Annotated in this window: 11 protein-coding genes; 7 read left to right on the forward strand and 4 right to left on the reverse strand. The window is 46.4% G+C overall.

Annotated elements, in window-relative coordinates:
- From ccoG to KFE96_RS05510, 5 genes are all read left to right on the forward strand, one after another.
- Window positions 1-1,416, forward strand: a complete 1,416-nt coding sequence (ccoG, locus tag KFE96_RS05490) for a cytochrome c oxidase accessory protein CcoG (RefSeq protein WP_255834980.1) — start codon at window positions 1-3, stop codon at window positions 1,414-1,416.
- Window positions 1,416-1,922, forward strand: a complete 507-nt coding sequence (locus KFE96_RS05495; protein ID WP_255834981.1) for a FixH family protein — start codon at window positions 1,416-1,418, stop codon at window positions 1,920-1,922. Before ccoG ends, KFE96_RS05495 begins: the two co-directional genes overlap by 1 nt.
- On the forward strand, window positions 1,868-4,174 hold the full coding sequence (locus KFE96_RS05500; protein ID WP_255834982.1) for a heavy metal translocating P-type ATPase: 2,307 nt from the start codon (window positions 1,868-1,870) through the stop codon (window positions 4,172-4,174). Before KFE96_RS05495 ends, KFE96_RS05500 begins: the two co-directional genes overlap by 55 nt.
- Window positions 4,174-4,317: a cbb3-type cytochrome oxidase assembly protein CcoS gene (gene ccoS, locus KFE96_RS05505; RefSeq protein ID WP_247015513.1), complete on the forward strand. Its 144-nt coding sequence runs from the start codon at window positions 4,174-4,176 to the stop codon at window positions 4,315-4,317. Before KFE96_RS05500 ends, ccoS begins: the two co-directional genes overlap by 1 nt.
- 111 nt (window positions 4,318-4,428) lie before the next feature.
- Window positions 4,429-5,058: an OmpW family protein gene (locus KFE96_RS05510; RefSeq protein WP_255834983.1), complete on the forward strand. Its 630-nt coding sequence runs from the start codon at window positions 4,429-4,431 to the stop codon at window positions 5,056-5,058.
- A gap of 154 nt (window positions 5,059-5,212) precedes the next feature.
- Here KFE96_RS05510 and hemN read toward each other — a convergent pair whose 3' ends face one another.
- A complete protein-coding gene (gene hemN / locus KFE96_RS05515) occupies window positions 5,213-6,571 on the reverse strand; it encodes an oxygen-independent coproporphyrinogen III oxidase (RefSeq protein WP_255834984.1) in 1,359 nt (452 codons plus the stop codon).
- A 132-nt stretch (window positions 6,572-6,703) separates the two neighbouring features.
- Between hemN and KFE96_RS05520 the strand changes: the two genes are divergently transcribed.
- On the forward strand, window positions 6,704-7,114 hold the full coding sequence (locus KFE96_RS05520; RefSeq protein WP_247015507.1) for a hypothetical protein: 411 nt from the start codon (window positions 6,704-6,706) through the stop codon (window positions 7,112-7,114).
- Here the strand turns inward: KFE96_RS05520 and KFE96_RS05525 are convergent.
- Entirely contained in the window at window positions 7,058-7,804 is a 747-nt protein-coding gene (locus KFE96_RS05525; RefSeq protein ID WP_255834985.1) for a Crp/Fnr family transcriptional regulator, read from the reverse strand. The genes KFE96_RS05520 and KFE96_RS05525 overlap by 57 nt on opposite strands.
- Window positions 7,805-8,057: 253 nt before the next feature.
- On the opposite strand from KFE96_RS05525, the gene KFE96_RS05530 reads away from it, so the two are divergent.
- Window positions 8,058-8,435: a cytochrome c family protein gene (locus tag KFE96_RS05530; protein WP_255834986.1), complete on the forward strand. Its 378-nt coding sequence runs from the start codon at window positions 8,058-8,060 to the stop codon at window positions 8,433-8,435.
- Window positions 8,436-8,492: 57 nt separating this feature from the next.
- Here the strand turns inward: KFE96_RS05530 and KFE96_RS05535 are convergent, their stop codons facing one another.
- Together KFE96_RS05535 and KFE96_RS05540 are read right to left on the reverse strand one after the other, a co-directional pair.
- Window positions 8,493-11,246 carry a matrixin family metalloprotease gene (locus KFE96_RS05535; RefSeq protein WP_255834987.1) on the reverse strand — a complete coding sequence of 918 codons (2,754 nt, stop codon included), beginning with the start codon at window positions 11,244-11,246 and terminating at the stop codon, window positions 8,493-8,495.
- 145 nt (window positions 11,247-11,391) lie between these two features.
- Window positions 11,392-14,931 carry an ATP-binding protein gene (locus KFE96_RS05540; RefSeq protein WP_255834989.1) on the reverse strand — a complete coding sequence of 1,180 codons (3,540 nt, stop codon included), beginning with the start codon at window positions 14,929-14,931 and terminating at the stop codon, window positions 11,392-11,394.
- Window positions 14,932-14,938: the final 7 nt, after the last annotated feature.

Genomic DNA, 14,938 nt, shown 5'->3' on the forward strand with positions numbered 1-14,938 from the left:
ATGAGTGATACTGCTGCACCCTTGAAGCTGTTCGCCAAAAAAGAACGCGTTTTTCCAAAGCGTGTTTGGGGTACATTCCGTAAGATTAAATGGGTGGCTATGGTCACCCTCCTCGGAATTTACTATCTCGCACCGTTCCTGCGGTGGGATAGGGGAGAGTTCGCACCAGATCAGGCTATTCTTATTGATATGCCTGCGCGTCGTGCCTACTTCTTCTTTATCGAGATTTGGCCTCAGGAGGTATATTACCTCACCGGCATTCTTATTGTCGCGGCGGTGTCACTCTTCCTTGTTACCAGTTTGTTTGGCCGCGTTTGGTGCGGTTATGCTTGCCCTCAAACAGTATGGACAGATTTGTTTGTGTGGGTTGAGCGGATTGTGCAGGGCGACCGTGCCAAGCGCATGAAGCTTCATAAAAGCAAATGGACTTTTGAAAAAATCTGGAAGATGGCGCTTACCCATTCTATCTGGCTGGTGATTGGTATGCTCACTGGTGGTGCCTGGGTTTTCTATTTTAATGATGCACCAACGCTTCTGGAGCAGATTATCCACCTTGATGTACCGATGAGCGTGATCAGCTGGGTAATTGCCCTTACGCTCTCTACATACATCATGGCGGGTTTTGCGCGCGAGCAGGTGTGCGAATATATGTGCCCGTATGCTCGTTTCCAATCAGCCATGTTTGATAAAGATACGCTGATTATTTCTTATGATGAAGATCGTGGTGAAAAACGCGGTAAGCATAAGAAAGGTGAAAGCTGGGAAGGCCGTGGCCATTGTATTGACTGTACAGCCTGTGTGCAGGTTTGCCCGGTTGGTATTGATATTCGTGATGGTTTGCAGATGGACTGTATCGCCTGCGGCCTGTGTATTGATGCTTGTGATGATATTATGGACAAGATCGATCTGCCGCGCGGCTTGATCAAATATGATACCACCACGCAGCTTGAAAAACGCCGTGAAGGTATTCATGAAAAGCTACAGATATTCCGTACCAGAACTTTCTATTATTTTGGTATTCTTGCCGTTGTTGGAAGTGTGATCCTTTATGGTCTACTGAACCGCGCGGAAACAGAATTGCATGTGCTTCATGACCGTAACCCACTGTTTGTTCAGCTTTCTGACGGTACTGTGCGGAACGGCTATGATATTAAGATCCTGAATAAAACCCATGCGGACAGGCATTTCACACTGAGTGCAGCTGGGATTGACGGTGCGAAAATCCGTATGCAGGGCGCTGGTAAAATCGAAGCGGATGACCTGACAGTGTTTGCAGATAGCGTGGGGCATTTCCGTCTGTTCCTTTCTGCGCCGAAACCTGCGGCAAAAAGGCATGAGATTGTGTTCGAACTTCGTGATACATCTGGCGCACTTGTTGAAACATATGACAGTGTCTTTATTAGTGAGAAACCATAATGACTGACGCGACAAAACATAATGCTGATATGGCAGAGGGCGGCCCACGCAAGCGTGATAGGTTGATCCCTTGGTATTTTGTCGCGTTCTTTGTTGTGCTCGCGGTCCTCGACGGCATCTTCGTTTATGTAGCCACAACAACCCATACGGGGGTGGTTACAGATGATGCGTATAATGAAGGCTTAAACTATAACGAAACGATTACCGCAGTGGCCAAGCAGGAAGCACTGGGCTGGTCGAGCGATATCTCTCTGGAAGGCGGTATGATTAAAACCCGCCTTCTGGACGCAAATCAAAATCCAATTAACGGGGCGAAGGTAAGTGCCTTTTTTATGCGCCCTGTTGTAAGCGGCAAGGATTTCACCGTGTCCTTAACTGAAAACGGTGATGGCCATTATGCGCTTCCGGTTGATCTGGAACAAGGCCAATGGAATGTGAGGGTTTTTGTAGAGTGGAAGCAGCAAACCTATCAAGCGTCGACACGACTTGTTGCAAAACAAAAATAGAGTGCAAGCATTGCGGTGAACCTGCGGGCGAGAACGGTTTTTGCTGCTCTGGCTGTGAAGCGGCGTATCACGCTGCGGCGGAAGCACATCAGTCGACCATATTTTCTGGCCTCGCACACGAGCTTGAAGACGGTGAATACCGCCTTGAACTGGGGGTGGAGGGTATCCACTGTGCATCCTGCATTCGTTTGATTGAAAACGCGCTCGCTTCAGAAGATGAAGTAACTTACGTGCGCGTGAATATGACAACAGAACGCCTTTCCTTTTCCTGGAAAGGGGTACGCGAGCGTGGTGATGCGCTTTCTGCTAAAGTCAGCAAGCTTGGTTACAAACTCCATGCACTTGGGGATAATGACAAGCACGGCGAAACTTCTGAAACTGAAAAGAACCTGATCCGCGCCATTGCAGTAGCTGGCTTTGCAGCCGGTAACCTTATGTTGGTTTCCATCGGTCTTTGGTCGACAGATGCCGTAACCATGGGTGTTGCAACGCGGGATTTGTTCCACTGGGTATCTGCGCTGATTGCACTTCCTACTGTTATTTATTCGGGTATGCCGTTTTTCCGCTCTGCGCTTTCTGTACTGAAGGAAGGCCATACCAATATGGATGTGCCGATCTCGCTGGCGGTTGTTCTTGCCTCCGCCATGAGCATTTCAGAAGTGATGCGCAGCGGTGAGCATGTGTATTTTGATTCCGCTGTGATGCTCCTTTTCTTCCTCCTTATCGGGCGATATCTGGATGCGCGCGCGAAAGGAAAGGCTCGCACCTCTGCTTCTAGGCTTCTTTCAAAACTCGCCGGAACCGCTGCGATACTTGAAGAAGGTAAAATTAAGCGTGTGCCGATTATGGAACTGCATAGCGGTATGACGGTTGTTGTCGCTGTCGGGGAAAATATTCCAGCAGATGGCACAATCACCAAGGGTGAAACCGAGGTTGATATGTCACTCATCTCTGGTGAAACCCTACCGCAGCATGTGAAAGAAGAAGGCCAGGTATTCGCAGGAACGCTTAATCTGTCAGCGCCGTTTGAAATGGTGGTCACTAAAGCATCTGAAAACAGTCTTCTGAGTGAAATCGTGCGCATGATGGAAGTGGCCGAACAAGGTGCTGCCAAATATGTACGCCTCGCTGATCGTGCCGCTAAGTTATACACACCAGTTGTGCACACATTTGGCCTGTTTACATTCCTTGGTTGGTGGCTCTTGATGGGGGCGGATTGGCAAGTAGCGCTGTTAAACGCTGTTACTGTTCTAATCATCACATGCCCTTGCGCGCTTGGCCTCGCGGTGCCTGTTGTGCAGGTACTTGCGTCTGGTAATCTCCTGAAAGCTGGTATTCTGCTTAAATCCGGTGATGCGCTTGAACGATTGGCGACTGTTGATACCATTGTGTTTGATAAAACCGGCACGCTTACTCTCGGTAAACCGGAGCTGCTTGACGGTGATTACGCGCCTGAGCACCTGAAGCTAGCGGCGTCACTTGCCGGTAAAAGTAACCACCCGCTTTCTCAGGCAATTACCCGTGCTTATGACGGCGAAATTGAAACCCTTGATGTGAAAGAGCTTCCGGGCAAGGGCTTGCAAACTGAATGGAACGGAAAAAACATCCAACTGGGTAGCCGCCGCTGGTGTGGTGATGAAAACCACGGTGGTGATGCGGTTCTTGAACTATGGCTCGCTATCGATGGTAAGCCCGAAGCGCGTTTCGCCTTCGCAGATCAACTGCGCAGAGATACTGCGGACGTGATTAAAAAGCTGAAGAAATTGGGTGTTGATACATATCTGCTTTCTGGTGACAGGCAAGTGGTTGCGGATGAAATTGGCCGTGAGGCGGGGGTTGACCATGTAACCGCAGAAGTGAACCCGACAGAAAAAAGCGCTTTCCTTAAAGATCTGCAAACCAAAGGCAAAAAAGTGCTGATGGTAGGCGATGGCCTTAACGATGCACCAGCGCTCGCAGCAGCAGATGCTTCCATGTCGCCGTCAACCGCGGTGGACATCAGCCAGAATACAGCGGATATTGTTTTCCAGGGTGAAAAACTGATGCCAGTTTATGAAGCTGTTTCCGTGGCACGTTATTCCACCAAACTGGTTGCGCAAAACTTCGGCTTGGCGATTATTTATAATATCATCGCTATACCGCTTGCGATTATGGGGTATGTTACCCCGATGGTGGCTGCTGCCGCTATGTCTGGTTCGTCGCTTGTGGTAATTTTGAATGCGTTCCGTCTGAACTTAAGGAGCAAAAACTAATGGGTGTTCTCGCTTATTTAATTCCTATTGCATTGTCCCTTGGTGTGATCGGTTTGGCGGCGTTTTTATGGTCTATGAAGTCTGGTCAATATGATGATCTGGAGGGGGCCGCACACCGCATTCTACTGGATGACGATGAATAATTGAAAATCGTCTGAAAACGTTGGTTTTCTTAGGAAAAATTGACTTTCATCAAAGTGAAATACGCTAGAATCGCTAAATTCCACTCATACACTATCAGAGAGGAAAAAGAGATGCGTATTTCTCCTTTATTTAAGATCCTAACTTGCGCTGCTGCACTTCAAATGGGCGCTGTAGCAACTCTTGCTGACGACGAAAAAAGCCCATGGCAAATCCGTGTGCGTGCGATTTCTGTAACTCCAGATGAGAGCAGCACAACTTCAATCGGCGGAGAGGCGACAGCAGACTCCTCTATCGTGCCAGAACTGGATATCACATACTTCTGGTCAAAGAATTTTGCGACTGAACTGATCCTTGCAACTTCAAAGCACAATATGGGTGCTCGTGGTACTGCTCTTGGTAATCTGAGCCTTGGTGATACTTGGGTTCTGCCTCCAACCCTGACATTCCAGTATCACTTCAACCCTGAAGGTGGTGTTCGCCCATATGTTGGTGCGGGTATCAACTACACTATCTTCTACGGCGGTGATGAAGGTGATGTGGATTCTGTTGAATATGATGACGGCTTTGGTTGGGCACTTCAAGCCGGCGCAGATTTCAAGATTGATGACAACTGGGTATTTAATATTGATGCCAAAAAGCTATGGCTGAACACAGATGTTGAGATTAACGGCGGTGCTGTAACTGCTGATGTTGATCTGGACCCATGGGTGTTTGGTGCTGGTTTCGGTTACCGCTTCTAAACCCCTGACAGGTTAGAGCAAAAAAACACCCTGCGGGATGATCCTGCAGGGTGTTTTTGTTTGTAAGCAGTTTATTGCTGGCTAAGACACTGCAAAGGAGCAAATATGATGAGGAAACGGCTATTCTTAAAGCCGTTCCCGGATAGGTAAGTGTTTAAGCCACTTGTGAATGTTGGGCTGCCTGCGGCTGAATGTAGGCATCAAAGGCGGCGCAAACAATCCGAGACACCTGCGCTGCATCAGTTTTGATGCGGATTTCAGAACCACGCATTTCCACAAGACCATCAGCAATCAGTGGTGTAAGTTCTGCCATGTAATCACCAAGGGAAGCATGATCGATACCGTGTTCCTCACAAAAACGAGCAACATCTATTCTTTGGTAGCACATGATATGTTCAATAAGGGAACGGCGGGCCTTATCATCGTCTGAGAGTTCTAAACCACGAGCAATATAGAGATTGCCATCATCTAGTGCACGGTAATAATCTCGGTTGTTTGGTGTATTCTGGTAATAGCCCTGTGGTAGGCTACTGATCGCGGATGGCCCAAAACCGATAAGAGCTGGGGCTTTATCTGTTGTGTAACCTTGGAAGTTACGTTGTAGTTCACCCTTTAGGTAGGCGCGCGCCATTGTATCTTGCGGTTGAACAAAATGATCAAGCCCGATTTGAACATATCCTTTTTCAAGGAGGGCTTCGCGCGCTGCTTCAAACTGCAGCAGGCGCTGTTTGCCGTCAGGCAGTGTTTCTTCAGCAATCAGCTGCATATGTTTTTTCATCCAGGGCACATGCGCATACCCAAAGAGTGATATACGGTTTGGCGAAAGCCCGGCGGCGATACGAACATTCTCTCTGATCTTTTCAATGTTCTGATGCGGGAGGCCATAAAGTAGATCAATGCTGATATCGCTGATCTCATACGCTCGAAGCAGGCTAACGCATTCAAATACTACATGAAGAGGCTGAATACGGTTGATAGCCTTTTGCGTGTCTCGATGGAAATCTTGTACACCCAGACTCGCACGGTTCACCCCCGCTTGCGCATATGCTGCTACTTTGGGCTCAGTGATCTCACGAGGGTCCATCTCAATGGCGATTTCACAGTTGTGCGCAATCTTAAAGTGCGTGCGCACTGTGCTCATAATATCCCTGAAATCATCGGGCTGTAGATAGCTAGGCGAACCGCCGCCAAAATGAATATGGGTTACACTTGGCGCGGCTTGCAGCTTGGATGCCGTTAATTCAATCTCTTTCTTGAGGTAAGAAACAAATGTGGTAACCGGATCATACTTTTCTGTCGCTTTAGTGTGGCAACCGCAATACCAGCAGATTTTCTTGCAAAAAGGCACATGAAAATAAAGGGATAGATTAGTGCCATCATCAAGTGTGCTCAGCCATGAAGATACCGTTTCGCTATCTACCGCGTCTGAAAAATGCGGGGCGGTTGGATAACTGGTATATCTAGGCACTTGATTATTGTGCTTGAGTAATGCTTTTAAGGTTGTTGCTTCCACGGTTTTATCTCACAAATTTGTCTCACGATCCTCCTATAAAACAGCCGGGAATAGGGGTATTTGACTCATGTCAATTGCATCTGCTTCACCTTGTGGTTTTCTGCGCGCAAGGGAAGAGAAAAGAGCAATGGTGTGACAGCTTTGGAAAAGCTTTTGGAAAGCTATGTCACGGTTTGTAATGATGTGATCAGTGCAAATCGGGATAGATTTCCATATGGACAAATTTGGGAGGCGGCAGAACAAAAACTGTTTGGTCGTTGTTTCCGGTTTGAAATTAATGTCGAAGGCAGGTTGGAGTTTTATTCCTGCACTCTTCATGACGGGCGTATATATCCGCTTCAGTCAGAGGCAGCATGCCTGACGGTACGCTTCACGGAAGATTACGTGCGTTCTGTGGTCGATAATCCCGCTAAATTTATTGAAAACCCAACCCTCATCAATTGGGATTGGCTCCAATTTTCACCAGAAAAAGATTGCAAATGCTCTTTAATGAAGGTCGTCGCAGGGAAATTCGCTGGAACAAGCAGTACAGGCATAGTGTGACAGAGCGTCAATTTCCGGTATTTCCACGTTTGAACCCTTAACCGCAATGCTCGTATCATTTCTAAGCTTGTTAAGCGCGCGGGAAAAGGTTTCGCTTTTCATACCAAGGCGCGCTGCGATCAACGATTTATCGTACGGCAATTGAAGGCTGATCGGTTCCACATCATTCACCCGGCACAGGCGCAACAGGAAACAGCCAATACGCTGTGAAGCATTCTGAAGGTTCAGGCTTTCGATTTCCCGTGTTTGTTGTTTGCGGTGGCGCGACATGGAGCCCAGCATTGCAAGAGCCACAGCATGGTTTTCTGCAACTGCTGCTTTCAGCATTTTTGATGGGAACCGCAGTAGATCGCATTCCTCAACAGCAGTGGCACCAAAGGAGTGAATGCCGTCATCAATAATCGCACTTTCACCAAATATATGGCCAGTGGTTACCATGTCGATTACTGCTTCATCGCCGTCTAGTGTTTCGCGGAACAGCTTCACCCAGCCTTTAGTGATGATATAAAACCATTCGGCTTCGTCATTTTGCATGAAAAGGGTTGAACCCTTCGAGACAGTAATGGGCTGAGCTGCGTGAACAAAACCTTCTACAAGTGTATCAGGCATTGCAGCAAATAAAGAATGTCTGGCAATAATGTCTTCAAAGCAGAATTTTGTATCCGCTTTTTTGCAGTTCACGGCAGCCATATGTGTACCCCTGTCTTTACACATTCGGTTATTTCAGTGCTCACATAACCGTGATCGCGTTATTTTGCAATGCGGCAACGTGGCGCACTCATAAGATAGTGTATGTATTAAGCCGTTAAATTGCAATTAACACAGCAAGATTCTTCTTATTGTCAAAGTGCGCGAATTGTCGCGTTTCTCTTCCGATTTAATCTGAATTTGCTATGTTAGCGCAACTAATTTGTCAGGTCCCCTATGTCCGGAAGGATTTTTTATGCGTACATTCGTTAAAGTGGCGGCGGTAGCAGCCCTTGCAACAGTAGCTTCAGTAAGTAGTTTTGCGGAAGGCGATGCCGCCAAAGGTGAAAAAGTGTTCCGTAAGTGTAAAGCGTGTCACACTCTTGAGGCAGGTAAAAACCGTGTTGGCCCATCACTCGCTGGTTTTATTGGCCGCAAGGCTGGTGGTCTTGATGGCTACAAATATTCCAAAGCTATGAAGGCGGCTGATTTTGTTTGGGATGATGCAAGCTTTAGCGAATATATGAAATCCCCACGTAAGTTTGTGAAAGGCACAAAGATGGCGTTTGTTGGTCTTAAAAAACCACAAGATGTTGCCGATCTTCTTGCATATCTACGTGCGAATGGTGGCTAGAGAAATAGTCGACATCATACGGAAAGAAGAAGGGCCGGAATTTCCGGCCCTTTTTATTTAGAAAGTAAATCCAACATTATTCAGGCTTTCCAAGGTTATACCTTGGAGGAACACAGTATCCCCACTTCCGAGATCAATAAGTACACCTGATATACCGTCTACTATTGTTTCGCTAGAAGCAGCAGTTACAGCACCTAGATTGAGAAAATCTGTTGAGGTATTCGATAGGTCAAGAATGTCTTCCTGCACATTGAAATCAGTAACGGTATCTTGGCCGCCACCAGCGGTGAAGAAGAATGTATCACTACCATCACCGCCCGTTAGTTGATCATCTCCAGCATTGGCTCTTAAAGTGTCATCACCGCTACCGCCTGTAACCGTATCATTGCCAGCACTGTTGAAAATATCATCATCACCGCTACCGCCGTCAATGGTATCATTGCCGCTGCCGCCGAAAATTGTGTCGTTACCTGCGCCGCCAAAAACACTGTCATTACCGAAGGATGCGAAGATTTCGTCGTTGCCGTCTTCACCGTTTAATACATCATTCAGTGTAGTTCCATTGGTATCGCGACCGCCAAAGATAACGTCATTGCCATCCCCAGCTAAGACAGTATCATCACCAATACCACCACCAAGAACATCAGAACCAGCATCACCATAAATCTGATCATCGCCAGTGCCTGCAAAAATGGCATTTGATGATGATGCTGAGAAAACAAGCTCTCCCGCATCTACAATGAAATCTCCATCTGCATCATCGAATTTAGCGCCAATCAGCGTGTCGTTGCCTGACCCGCCAAATAGGGTATCTGAACCAGCTGCTGATGAGATATCTTCGAAAGCAACCAGGCCATCAACCTGCCCAGTGAAAGTGCCGCCCACAAGGAGATCGTTTCCTCCACCACCGGCTAGAATATCATTTCCGCTTTCTCCAACAACCAGATCATTCCCTGTGTCGCCGCTGCCAGCGAAAACCTCATCGTCTCCCTCGCCGGCGGAAACAGTATCATCACCGGTGCCGCCAACAATGAAATCATTTCCAGCATTTCCCTGAAGCCTGTCATCACCACCGTCGCCACGAATACGGTCATTGCCATCGGCACCTTGCACCGTATCTTCACCTTCACCACCTTCAATGCGGTTATTGGCTGTATTACCTACAATACGATCATCTTCCACAGAGGCGATGATATTTTCAATTACTGTTTCAGGAGAGACAAAAACGGTGTCTGTGCGGGTACCAACAACCTGGCCACCACCAAAATACCGAATGGTTGTTCCCACATTGATAAAGGCACCACCCAGGAAATCCTGATTAGGTGTGAGGTTAATATCCACACCAGCGCCTGTGCCGGTAATTTGGATTGTATCAGTTCCCCCTAAATCATAGATAGTTTCAAAATATCGATTGGATAGATCAAAGACATAAGTGTCGTCCCCGCTGAAAGCGGTATCGAGGCCGTCATAAAGGTGTCGAAGGGTTAGGATATCAGCATAGCCAAAGGTGGTTGGGAACAGATCAGCTGATGTTACCCCATCGAAGAAAGCCGATTGAAAACTTGGCACAAGCAAGGTGAATTCAGCACCAAAGAATTGGTCGGGAAATTCACTGCTTGGATGGCTTAAGCCAAGAGCATGGCCAAGTTCATGCAGTGTCACAAAGTCTAGTCTTGTACCGCTGCCTATGAAATCTTCGAAAAGGAAAATATCGCCCGCGGCATTTGAACGACCAGGAAAGCTTGCGATACCCAGTACGTTCCCTGAATCAGCAGAGTTGCCAGAAAGCCTTAAAACACCGAAATTGGCCCCATCTTCTTCAATTTCTTGGAATTCAACATTTGCTACTTCTGAAATGAAGTTAAGCCCGTTTCTGAAAATTTCGACAGCGCGGGCTGAAGCCTCCACATTGGTTTCTGTCAGGTCAATTTCTGTACCTGCATCATCATCTTCAAGAATAAAAGGTTCTGTAAAAACAGCATCTTCATCAGGAAAACTGAAAGTGATCCGAGTGACACCGTCATCTCCCTCGGAAAATTCTCTGCTAGTTGTCAGCCCATCAACAACATTGTTCCCGTTCCTTGGTGTGAAATTGGTTTGATGTTGATCTGGGCGCGTAGAATTTTCTTCAGTGTCTACGAATAAAGTGTATGTGCCAGTATCCGTTTGGTTGGCATTGTCGAAGTGTGAGGCACCAATAATGTATGTGCCTGAAACAGTGGGTGTGAAAAGAATTCTACTATTTGTAACCAAACCGCCATCATCGTTAGCTGCGGCAGCACGGGTGACACCATCTTCAAAGAAGATACCTGTAAGTAAAGGGTCGGTCAGTGTGCCTGATGCAGTTGGGGTGCCTTCAAGGTCGATCTGATAAGTAACGCCAGCTTCAAGTACAACGGAGATAAAATCTACTTCACCTTCTGTACCGATTATGCCGGTGACGCTACTGCCAACAGTGACGCTGGCTTCCGCCGTCATTTGTGCAGTTTGTGTATCTTCAGTAGTGGCTTGAGCGCTGCTTGAGGCTTGATTGGTTGTTTCAGTATTCGTTGAGGCTTGTGCTTCAAAACTTGAAGCACACTCATCACTACAAAAATTGCTTTCACCACTGGCGTCACCACAGGATTGGCAACTACCGCCAGTGTTTATTAGAAGAAGATCACTAGTGGTTACCTGATCCGCGGGTAGGGTCGTTGTTTCAGTATCATTTTTTGATGTATCATAGGACGATTTACAATCATCGCTGCAAAATTTACTGGAACCACATGAGCTGCCACATGTTTGGCAACTACCGTTATTATGATTATGCACTATATCTCACCTGATTGAGGCAAACACCGCGATCAAATGTTTGCGTTTACTATTCAACCCTGTCTGCTATTTCAAACTAAAGTTAGGCAGATTTAAAGAAAGACCTGTACACATTTCTGTGTAAAAGTTGAGAGATTTTATACAACTAAGCGCCGCTTAGTGACTGTTCCAGTGAATAGGTTAGAACAACAGCCCGTTCAAACTCATCAAGCTTCTGTGGGATGGAGGCGAGTAGTTTTGAGGCATAATCAAATGACTGATTTGTCAGTGCTTCTTCTACTTGTTTGAAGGCCGTATGTATCTTCAGTGCGCCGACCGATCCTGCCGCTCCTTTAGCGGCATGAGCACTTGCTTTCGCTTCTTCATATCCCTGTTTTTGGAGTGCTGCTTGTGTTTCAGCGAGTTTCTCTGCAAGAGTTTGCAGAAACTTGGATACAAGTAATTGGCCTTCAGAAACGTTAGTTTCAAAAATGAAATCAATTCGGCTTGAATCAAAAATTGCTTCAACATCCAGCATATGATCCGGTGTGGATTCGGTTTGAATGCTATCATTTCCCGAGGATGCTTCCTGAAGTACCACTGGTTCGCCTTGTATGCGTCTTAATTGATCTGCTGCTGGCAGCCATTCACAAATAGTAGCTTCAAGGTCATCCATTTCAATAGGTTTACTTAGAAAACCATTCATACCGATTTCTCGGCATTTATCCTTGGTCTCTTTCAAGATATCTGCTGTAAGGGCGATAACAGGAATATTGGTATGACGTTTATTCTCTAATTGCCGCAATGCAATTGTGAAATCCATACCGTTCATAACCGGCATATGAAGATCAGATAAAATCAGGCCATAGTTATTCTGCTGTATTTTTTCCAAAGCCTCTTCGCCGTTGGAAGCAATATGAAACGCAAAGCCAAGGTGCTTCAGGGTCTTTTGAATTACGATCTGGTTAACAGGGTTATCTTCCACCACCAATACCAAGCATCCATGGGAAGCCGCGTTAGCATCACTTGGCTGAGTGTAATTCAGTGCGGATATTTCATCAGCACCCACAGTGTTCAAATGAACGCCGTCGCGAACGGACGCAAGCAATTCAGTAAGTGTTTGTGGGTGGGCAGGCTTGCTGATGTTCCCGTCAAAAGGCAGCAGGTTCTGTAGAGAATTACCATAAAGACCCGCAGGAGTGAGGAGGGCTACTTTGCAGCCTTTTTGGCTGACTGTACGGCGTACGAGGGTGCGCAGAACTTCATCATCACTTAACTGATCATAATCCAGAAGCAGGATCGTATCGCTTGTGGATAACTTGCTGATATCATCATGGCGCTGCGCAACAAAAGCATTGCCGCCAGCCATTTCTACCCATTCTTTCCACAGGTCAGTGTTTTCCGCTCGGCTGCGCATAATGATATGAGCACTGTTCAGTGGTGCCAGAGTTTGCTTGGAACGCTCATCTACCACCTCGTAAGGAATGGTAAAGAAGAAATCGCTACCAACGTTCACAATACTGTTTACACCGATAGACCCACCTTGAAGTTCTGTAAGACGTTTACAGATACTAAGGCCAAGGCCTGAACCACCGAACCTGCGAGCAGTTGAGGTTTCTGCTTGTTCAAATGGTGTGAACAGTCTTGGCAGTACGTGTTCATCAATGCCAATGCCTGTATCAACAACCTGAAAAGTAATCTCAGCTACATTTTGAACTGAAGCAGCCATCATATGAGATGCTTTGAGTGTTACATGGCCCGTTTCCGTGAATTTCTCAGCATTCCCGATAAGGTTGATCAAAATCTGTCTGAGACGGTTAGGATCACCATTTATCAAAGAAGGAATGGAGATATCCACATCCACAATCAATTCAAGCCCCTTCTCTGAGAATTTAGGTGCCATCAAATCGGCCACTTCCCGGATAAGGGTATGAAGATTGAACGGCGTTTTCTCTATATCAAGCTTGCCAGCTTCGATTTTAGAGAAATCAAGAATGTCATTGATGATAGATAAAAGCGCTTGAGCCGAACGGTTAATAACGCCCGTCATATTTGCCTGCTCTGAATCCAGTTTGCTCTGTGACAGCAAGTCAGACATGGTGATAATGCCGTTCATAGGAGAGCGGATTTCATGGCTCATAGTAGCAAGGAATTGGCTCTTAGCTTCAGTTAGTTCTTCCGCACGAGCTTTTGCCGAGGCGAGGGATTTTTCAGCAAGCATATGCTGGGTTACATCAGCTAATATCATTTGCAACGCAGGAGTATCGTTCCAGATCAATCCAGTGGTAACCAAATCTACCCATTTTTCTTCGCCGCCTATATCGTCCAGATGAATACGGCTATAGCTGTTTACTTCACCAAGTTCTGGAACGGAAAAGACTGTTTTCGGGAGTTTTTGGAAAATATCCCTATGGCTTTCCATCGTATCATCTGTATTCAAGCCAAATAATTTCGAGAAAGCACTGTTCCAGAATAAAGGGTTATCATCGGCAATAATGATAATCGCCTGAACTGATCCTTCAACGATAGAACGGAACTGGCGCTCATTCGCCAGAATACGTTCTTGCCGTTCATCAATTTCCTTGATGAAATAGCTAACGGAATTACCAATTTCTGCGATTTCATCATTGCCCGAAGTTGGAATTGGTTTGGCTTCCCCTTCAGCGCGAGCAACCACAGCTACGTTGAGATCTAGTAAGCGGCTGGTAATGTTCCGGTCAAAATAAACAAAAATAACAATGCCAATGGTAAAAGCCAGGAGTGACGCAACCATAATATACTGAATTTGCTCGTCAGCCAGGGTAATGAGTTCGGATGTGTTTTCTGAAGCGGTACTGTTGATTGTCTCTGACAAGGTTGCCATCGACTTAATCATCTCATTTACAAGCACTCTTGTCTGGCGTTCTAGGCCTTGTACCCTGAGGCGTAGACGAACGGCATCCGTTGCCGTTTTAAAAAGCCCTTCACGGCCTAAAATAATCTGCTTCAATTTATTTTCGGTTGCGAGCTGATAAGATAGAAGTTCAGGATTTGAACTAAGATGATTAGCTTCAAAAGAAGTGAACTCGCGCCTGATTTCCTTCTGTATAGAACGGATATTCTTCAGGTTTTCAGTGCGGCTGATCTGGAAAGATTCCAGTGTAATCAGGGATAAATTTGATTGCCATTTAAAGAGCTTGTGCTGAAGAGGGCTGTCGTCAAAATTATCTTCAACCTCCTGAAGATACTGCCCAATCTCGATTGTGAAGGTGTTTAAATCTCCTTCGATTTTATTAATTTCAACAGTTTTATCCAGATGGCGGGATTTTATGGTGTTCAAGTCCTCGACAGAGGTGGAGAGCACATCAACCATCGAAGTGAACAACAGGTCTTTATACTGCCCCTTCAGGTTATCAGTAATCAGCTGTACGCGCTCAAGCGCTTCACGGCTTTCTGAGATGCTGATCCGCCGTTCCGCATGGCTTTGTACTCTAGCCAACTGCACAACATTCAATACAACATTTTCAAGCTCAGTATTTAACTGAGCTGCGCCAGATAAAGCCGGTAATGCTTCGGAAGACAGGCTTTTTACATCGTCCTGGAACCGTGTAAGTGAATAATAAGAAATGGAAGCAAGCAGTAAAACAAGGGCCACCAGAGTTAAAACCCCAAGGGTAATGCGAACGCTGATGCCGAGTTTACTTTTACTAATAACCTGATGTTGCACGCTATTT

Origin of the sequence: Kordiimonas sp. SCSIO 12603, from assembly GCF_024398035.1 — a bacterium.
Classification (GTDB): domain Bacteria; phylum Pseudomonadota; class Alphaproteobacteria; order Sphingomonadales; family Kordiimonadaceae; genus Kordiimonas.

Coding starts and splice junctions, on each gene's coding strand:
- KFE96_RS05495 (WP_255834981.1), top strand. CDS start 1,416: ATGACTGACGCGACAAAACATAATGCTGATATGGCAGAGGGCGGCCCA.
- KFE96_RS05510 (WP_255834983.1), top strand. CDS start 4,429: ATGCGTATTTCTCCTTTATTTAAGATCCTAACTTGCGCTGCTGCACTT.
- KFE96_RS05530 (WP_255834986.1), top strand. CDS start 8,058: ATGCGTACATTCGTTAAAGTGGCGGCGGTAGCAGCCCTTGCAACAGTA.
- ccoS (WP_247015513.1), top strand. CDS start 4,174: ATGGGTGTTCTCGCTTATTTAATTCCTATTGCATTGTCCCTTGGTGTG.
- ccoG (WP_255834980.1), top strand. CDS start 1: ATGAGTGATACTGCTGCACCCTTGAAGCTGTTCGCCAAAAAAGAACGC.
- KFE96_RS05525 (WP_255834985.1), bottom strand. CDS start 7,804: ATGGCTGCCGTGAACTGCAAAAAAGCGGATACAAAATTCTGCTTTGAA.